The organism is Microcystis sp. M079S1 (genome assembly GCF_020246425.1).
In the GTDB taxonomy this organism is placed as follows: domain Bacteria; phylum Cyanobacteriota; class Cyanobacteriia; order Cyanobacteriales; family Microcystaceae; genus Microcystis; species Microcystis aeruginosa.
This window is the reverse complement of record NZ_JADBSZ010000059.1, coordinates 1-4766: the sequence shown is the minus strand read 5'-3', so window position 1 is coordinate 4766 and position 4766 is coordinate 1. Positions and strand designations below refer to the sequence as shown.

General features: G+C 48.3%; 5 protein-coding genes. All 5 read left to right on the top strand.

From position 1 onward, the window contains the following. The first annotated feature begins 397 nt into the window (after nucleotides 1–397). The 5 genes from IM456_RS03580 (at nucleotide 398) to IM456_RS03560 (ending at nucleotide 4666) form a co-directional block, all read left to right on the top strand. Nucleotides 398–1036 carry a histidine phosphatase family protein gene (locus IM456_RS03580; RefSeq protein ID WP_149986881.1) on the top strand — a complete coding sequence of 213 codons (639 nt, stop codon included), beginning with the start codon at nucleotides 398–400 and terminating at the stop codon, nucleotides 1034–1036. A 49-nt stretch (nucleotides 1037–1085) separates the two neighbouring features. Continuing rightward, the gene (locus IM456_RS03575; protein ID WP_002759710.1) at nucleotides 1086–1730 is read left to right on the top strand and encodes a histidine phosphatase family protein; all 645 of its coding nucleotides are present in this window, start codon (nucleotides 1086–1088) and stop codon (nucleotides 1728–1730) included. A gap of 457 nt (nucleotides 1731–2187) precedes the next feature. Beyond that, a complete protein-coding gene (locus IM456_RS03570) occupies nucleotides 2188–2901 on the top strand; it encodes a biotin--[acetyl-CoA-carboxylase] ligase (protein ID WP_287693104.1) in 714 nt (237 codons plus the stop codon). Between the two features lie 45 nt (nucleotides 2902–2946). Beyond that, nucleotides 2947–4191, top strand: a complete 1245-nt coding sequence (locus IM456_RS03565) for a M23 family metallopeptidase (RefSeq protein WP_149986869.1) — start codon at nucleotides 2947–2949, stop codon at nucleotides 4189–4191. Between the two features lie 226 nt (nucleotides 4192–4417). Then, complete coding sequence (locus IM456_RS03560; protein ID WP_287693103.1) at nucleotides 4418–4666, top strand: hypothetical protein; 249 nt, start codon at nucleotides 4418–4420, stop codon at nucleotides 4664–4666. Nucleotides 4667–4766 lie beyond the last annotated feature (100 nt).

Sequence of the window (4766 nt, the reverse complement as noted above, 5' to 3'; positions counted from 1 at the left end):
GGACTTGCGCTTTGATAATGTACCTTTTGGGCGAACGCAGTTCGCCCCTACATTGTGGACAAAATCCGTTACTGTAGGGGCGCAAAGCTTGCGCCCTCCGATCGATTGGGATATTATTCCCACGCAAGTCCCCTACCGCTAACCCATCCTACAAATAATTGTGCCTCCCTACTTATCTCAATCCTGAGATAGAAAGTGTTCGTTTTGTCTCCCCACACCCGGCCCCCTAGAAAAACTTTTTTAGTAAACCCTAAATATAGTGGTAATTTAGAGAATTACCGAGAAACAAAAGGTAAAAAGGATGATTGTAGCGGCGAATTGCCTTCGCCCTCTTTTAATAACTTCTGCTTATCAGTATAAGTGGAAGAGAGTCGCAAATGTGAGATGCACCCAAAAGATGAGTCTAAAACTTTACTTTTTGCGTCATGGCGAAACCACAGCCAGTCAAGCGGGTAGTTTTTGCGGTCGATTAGACTTGCAACTAACCCCGGCTGGCGATGAAATGGCCAAGGATTTCGCTCTTGTCTATCGAGATGTGCCTTGGACAGGTATCTATTCTAGTCCCCTCAAGCGCACCCTGTCCACCGCCACCCCTTTAAGCGATCTCTTGGCTATTCCCATCCACAAACGGGAAGGATTAAAAGAGATTGCCTACGGCCAATGGGAGGGAAAAACCGCAGCCGAGGTTAATCGGGAGTTTCATGATGATTATGTGCGCTGGTTAGCAGATCCGGGCTGGAATTCTCCCACAGGGGGCGAAAAAGGCATCGATATCGCTCGCCGCAGTTCGGAAGTATTAGAGGAAATCGACCATAATCACGATGATGGCCATATTTTGATCGTTTCCCATAAAGCAACGATCCGAATCATGTTATGTTCTCTTTTAGGCATTGATATCGGCCGTTATCGCGATCGAATTGCCATGCCCGTGGCCTCGGTGACGATCGTCGAATTAGCCGAACACGGTCCCCTCTTTCAAGTCATGGGCGATCGCTCTCACCTCCGCAATGACCTGCGCTCGCGAGCGGGAACCTAACCAGTCAACAGTAACCAGGGAAGCCCCGAATTTGGTCTCCTGAAAAACTATGTGCTTGATGTTATATTTTCTACGACACGGACAAACGGCCTATAGCAAAACGGGAGGATACTGTGGTACTCCAGAAAATGACCCCGGTTTGACTGCCGAAGGCATCGAAATGGCGGAGGAATTCGCCGATGTCTATCGTTCTTTACCTTGGCGCGCGGCCTACGTCAGTCCCCTACAAAGAGCTATTCAAACCGCTAAACCCCTCTGTGAAGCGGTGGGACTGAAATTAGAAATCCGCCAGGGATTACAAGAGATCGGTTATGGTCTTTGGGAAGGTATGCACCCCAACGATATCGATCGCCAATATCATGATCTCTATGTACGCTGGTTGACGGATCCGGCTTGGAATGCCCCCCCCAACGGGGAAAGGGGGATCGATATCGCCCGTCGTTCCGCGGCCGTTTTGGAGGAAATCGAACACACCCACAGTGATGGCAATATCCTGATCGTTTCCCACAAGGCCACCATCCGGATCATGCTCTGTAGTCTGATGGGTATCGATGTGGGCCGTTATCGCGATCGGTTTGAAATGCCCGTGGCCGCCGTCAGTATCGTCGAATTAGGCAGTCGTGGCCCGCTTTTCCATGGCATCGGTTTACGTTCCCACCTCAGTGAGTACCTGCGTTCTCTTCCTTGCACCTAATCAGTGATCAGTGATCAGTTATCAGTGATCAGTGATCAGTTATCAGTGATTCAGTTATCAGTGATCAGATGTCAGTTTTCATACTCAATCCGGTTATTAAAAACTGATTATCTATTCCCTCTTTTGCCTTTTGCCTCTTGCCTTTTGCCTGTCCTGATATGTAGCCTATACTCAACGGATGGCCGTATTACTTCCCACTTGATCATTCAATCCAAGCTTTTGGGGGGTTCTACCCCCCAAACCCCCCGTTGGGGGCGTGGCGCCGCCCCCAAACCCCCCGCGCATTAGTTTTTCGGTGGGATGCTTACACGCAGCTGCTGACACATCTGTAATCATTTAAGAGTCACTCCACTTGCAGGAGTGCCTCTCCTGATATTTAGCCTATACTCAACGGATTTAGTATCAGGTCACTGATTACTGTTTACTGATCACTGAAAATACTCCCCACTTCCAATTTATGCCCAAAATCCATCACTTTGAACTATTACCTTCCACTAATACTAAAGCTTGGCAATTATTAGAATCGGGGGAAAATCCGCCTTTTCTGGTGATTGCTAGTCAACAAAGTGCCGGGAGAGGACAATGGGGACGGGAGTGGATTTCTGAACCGGGAGGATTATATTTATCTTTGGCGTTAAATCTGGATTTAGAGGTGGATAAATCTGCCCATCTCGTTCTCGCTACAGTTTGGGGCATCGCTCATCACCTGAATTGTCAAGAAATACCCGTTAAAATCAAATGGCCGAACGATTTAGTATTACTAGGGCGCAAACTAGGGGGAATTAACCTAGAAACCCGTATTCAGGGGCAAAACATCCCGCAAGCAGTCATCGGAGTCGGCATCAATTGGGCTAATCCCGTCCCCCCCACTGGTATTAATTTACAAGCTTTTACTGGCAATAAAATCACCTCGATCGCTCAGTTAACCTCTCTCACCAGCGATGCTATCCTATACGGCTATGAATATTACTGTAATCACGGCATAAAAGCCCTATTAGCCTCCTATTTAGAATTTTTTGCCAATTTTGGTCAAAAGATAGTTTTCGAGGGCTATCAGGGCATAATAACGGGGGTAAGCGATCGAGGGGAATTAAAAGTTAAACTAACCTCGGACAATGCCAGTAGCGAAATCTATCTACCGGCGGGTAGGGTCAGTCTCGGCTATAATTGAGTCTAAATATTTTTTTGACTAAACTGTGAGAAGTGAGGCCGCCCTATGTATCCTTCATCGGTGATATTGAAACTTTTTCTCGGAAAATCCTTAAAAAAGAAGCTGAGTTTATGCAGTGGTCTCGGTTTAGTGATCAGCGGTCTGATCACTCTTGCTCCCAATGCGATCGCTAATTCCGCAACCGGCGACGAAACCCCAGTAGTGGAAAATGCCGCCCCGACTCTGAAAGCCCCCGTTATCAAAGAAAATACTAATCCCGCCCCCCGTCTGGCTATCCCCGAAAACCATCAAACCGATATGCCTACCCTTGCCCCCCGGGCCGGCGGTAAAAATAATTTTATCGATACCAGAAACTTTAACCCCCCCAGTTCTGTTGTTGTCACCGAGCGCCGCAGTGGTTGCCAAACCATCGCCCAAAATGGTCAACTGGTAGGAGGTAGCTGTAATCTGGCGGCCCGGTCCCCCCGTCGCCAACCGGTCAGCACTGTGGCCAAACCCTTACCCCCGGTTAATCTGGCCCGGGTGCGTCTCAATCCTAATCCGGCCGTGCGAGTAGGACGGCAGCCCCGAAATCAGCCGGTTATCGCTAATAATTCCCTCCGTCGTTATGCCCCCACTCTCGTGGCTTCTAGCGCCCCGGTACGTCTGGCACCCCCGACGGTGATTGCCAGTCAGGTGGTAGCCCTCAATCCCCCGGAATGGAATGGCGTAAAATTAGCTTTGGCCCCCGTGACTCGCGCAGAAGTGGAAGCAATCAGCGAAGCGACCACCTATGAGCGGGCCACCCGTTTAAGTCCCACGGATTCTAACCAAACTCAACGCACCGATTTACTCTTTCCCCTCGCCCTTCCTGCCCAAATTACCTCGGTTTTTGGGTGGCGAAATCATCCAGTCAGCGGGAATCGGGCCATGCACGCGGGTACTGATTTAGGCGCACCGATGGGAACACCTGTATTAGCTGCCTACGCGGGGGAAGTGGCCACCGCCGACTGGTTGGGAGGTTACGGATTAACGGTGATTTTACGTCACCTCGATGGTAGTCAAGAATCTCGTTATGCCCACCTTTCGGAAATTACCGTCAAACCGGGAGAATGGGTGGAACAGGGCGCGGTTATCGGTCGTGTGGGTAGTACGGGACTTTCTACCGGTCCGCACCTACACTTTGAATGGCGACACCTAACCGAACAGGGTTGGACCGCCGTAGATGCCGGTTTACATCTAGAATTAGCCCTCGATAATCTGGTGCAGAGAATGCAAATTGCCGCAGCCACTGACCCTAATCAGAATTAATTTGTTTTGGGTTACAACTATAGCGGTTTTTGGAGCTTAAAAACGCATCGTTGAGCTTTTGCCCAATTGATGCGTTTCCATACATTCGCAGTCTTAAGTAGTTGGACAAAAGTAAAGTTAACTGTGGGGTAAGGAGTCGGTCGTCAGGAGTCAGGAGACAGGAGACGGGAGACGGGATACACGCTAAGATACAAATAATAAACTTGAGAGAAGCACCTGATTAAATATGACTCTAACTGACGTTGAAGTAAATCCCTCGACCCCAGAAGATTTTTTAGATTCTGAAACATTAGTACAGGTCGATTTAATGCAGCAAAAGATTCAACAATATTTACAAACCCTATCAGTAGAAATTTTAAAGATGATTCTAGAATTTGCCGCTTATTTGTCAGATAAAGAAAGTGAAAAGGCAACACAAGAAATTAGAGCAATCCCGGCTCTTCGGTTTGTGTTATGCAATGGACGGAGGTTATAAGAGATGGAACCCTTATAGAGAAAGGCATTTAGCGATTTTTGTTAATTATTTTTGATCTAGAGCGAACTGATCAATTAAGTCTCTTGCCAGATAAGGATTT

What these genes read in the sequence shown, in the direction of transcription:
- IM456_RS03575 (WP_002759710.1), top strand. Translation starts at nt 1,086, where the DNA reads ATGTGCTTGATGTTATATTTTCTACGACACGGACAAACGGCCTATAGC.
- IM456_RS03570 (WP_287693104.1), top strand. Translation starts at nt 2,188, where the DNA reads ATGCCCAAAATCCATCACTTTGAACTATTACCTTCCACTAATACTAAA.
- IM456_RS03565 (WP_149986869.1), top strand. Translation starts at nt 2,947, where the DNA reads ATGTATCCTTCATCGGTGATATTGAAACTTTTTCTCGGAAAATCCTTA.
- IM456_RS03560 (WP_287693103.1), top strand. Translation starts at nt 4,418, where the DNA reads ATGACTCTAACTGACGTTGAAGTAAATCCCTCGACCCCAGAAGATTTT.
- IM456_RS03580 (WP_149986881.1), top strand. Translation starts at nt 398, where the DNA reads ATGAGTCTAAAACTTTACTTTTTGCGTCATGGCGAAACCACAGCCAGT.